Origin of the sequence: Sphingomonas sp. NPDC092440, from assembly GCF_044754985.1 — a bacterium.
GTDB lineage: Bacteria > Pseudomonadota > Alphaproteobacteria > Sphingomonadales > Sphingomonadaceae > Sphingomonas.
Genome location: NZ_JBIVQA010000036.1, coordinates 1 through 1,834, shown reverse-complemented (window position 1 = coordinate 1,834; position 1,834 = coordinate 1). Strand labels below are relative to the sequence as shown.

Genomic DNA, 1,834 nt, shown 5'->3' with positions numbered 1-1,834 from the left:
TGGTGATGTTCGTCATGATCGACGGGCTCGACAGCTTCTACAACAACCTCAACATGCTCTACATGACGCTGATGATGGTCGCACCGATGGTAGTGCTGATGATCCTCGCCATGCGGCACATGTTTGCGTCGAAGGCCGCCAACATCGCGCTGATCGCCGCCTCGCTGGTCGCCTTCTTCGGCAGCTTCGCGCTTATCCGCACCCAGACCACGATCGGCGACACGGCCTTTCTGCGCTCGATGATCCCGCACCATTCCGGGGCGATCCTGATGTGCCAGGAAGCAAAGCTCAGCGATCCGGAAGTCATCCGGCTCTGCGAATCGATCAAGCGCTCGCAGCGGCAGGAAATCGACGAGATGAAGGCCATTCTCGCGCGGCGCTGAGCGGCTCGGTCGGGCTACGCCCGGATACGCGCGCCCGGCCAGGCATGTGAGCCGGCCGATGGTCGACACGAGGCGCGGGGCGGACGAGATTGCAAGCGACGTAGCGCGGCTTGCGCTGCTGTTCCTGCGACAGGCTGGCGGCCACGTCCTGACGCTGCTCGATCCTTCCGGGATCGTGCTGAGCTATAATGAAGAAGGCGAGCGTGCCGAATGCTGGCCGCTCGATCGCGTTCTGGGACAGCCCCACGACCTGTTCTACCCGCCCGACGAGATTGCGGCGGGGCGTCCAGGCGCAGACCTGGCGGCCGCCCTTCACGAGGGCACGCTGGAGCGCGAAGCGTGGCGGGTCTGCGAGAACGGCGCGGAATATCTGGCGCGCCTGACGATCACCGCACTGTTCGAAGGCGACACACATCGCGGCTTCGCCTGCATCAGCCGCGATGTCACCGACGAGGCGGCGGTCCGCGCATCGATCGAGACCCGCGAGCAGCATCTGCAATCGATTCTGGCGACGGTGCCGGATGCGATGATCATCATCGACGAGACCGGCGCCATCACGTCGTTCAGCGCAGCGGCACAACGCCTGTTCGGCTACAGCGAAGCCGAGCTCGTCGGCCGCAACGTCTCCTGCCTCATGCCCCAGCCCGATCGCGACCGGCATGACGAATATCTCGCGCATTATCTGCAGACCGGCGAGCGCCGGATCATTGGCCTCGGTCGCGTCGTGGTCGGCCAGCGCCGCGACGGCTCGACTTTCCCGATGCAGCTGACGGTCGGCGAGGCCGGTGAAGACGGGCAGCGGTTGTTCACCGGCTTCATCCGGGATCTCACCGCCAAGAAGCAGGATGAGCTCAGGCTCAAGGAACTGCAGGCAGAGCTGGCCCATGTCTCCCGGCTGAGCGCGATGGGCACGATGGCCTCGACTCTTGCCCACGAACTCAACCAGCCGCTTGCCGCGGTCGCGCTCTATCTCGAGACGATCCGCGACATGCTCGACGAGCGGGACGACGAACCCTTCGTGTCGCTGCGGTCGGTGATGGATGATGCCGCTCAGGAAACGCTGCGGGCCGGCCATATCGTCCGGCGCCTGCGCGATTTCGTCGCCCGTGGCGAGGTCGACAAGAGCCTCCACGAGCTGCCGCAGGTCATCGCCGAGGCGAGCCAGCTCGCGCTGGTCGGCGCACGCGAGCGCGGCATCCGCAGCTTCTTTGCGGTCGATCCCGCCGCGACGCCGGTCCTCGTCGACAGGGTGCAGATCCAGCAGGTGCTGGTCAACCTGATGCGCAATGCCATCGAGGCGATGGCGGAATGTCCCGTTCGCGACCTCAAGGTGGCGACCAGGTTGCGCCCTGACGGGCTGATCGAGGTGACCGTGGAGGATACCGGCCCCGGCATCGCCGACGAGGTCCGCGAGCAGCTCTTCACGGCGTTCAACTCGACAAAGGCCGACG

At 65.6% G+C, this 1,834-nt stretch carries 2 protein-coding genes; both read left to right on the top strand.

Features of this window, described 5'->3' with window-relative positions; genetic code table 11:
• The first annotated feature begins 2 nt into the window (after positions 1–2).
• On the top strand, positions 3–383 hold the full coding sequence (locus ACIQCS_RS23925; protein ID WP_401531956.1) for a DUF305 domain-containing protein: 381 nt from the start codon (positions 3–5) through the stop codon (positions 381–383).
• Between the two features lie 58 nt (positions 384–441).
• Positions 442–1,834 (top strand): PAS domain S-box protein (locus ACIQCS_RS23920; RefSeq protein WP_401531955.1); only part of this gene is annotated, 1,393 nt, incomplete at its 3' end.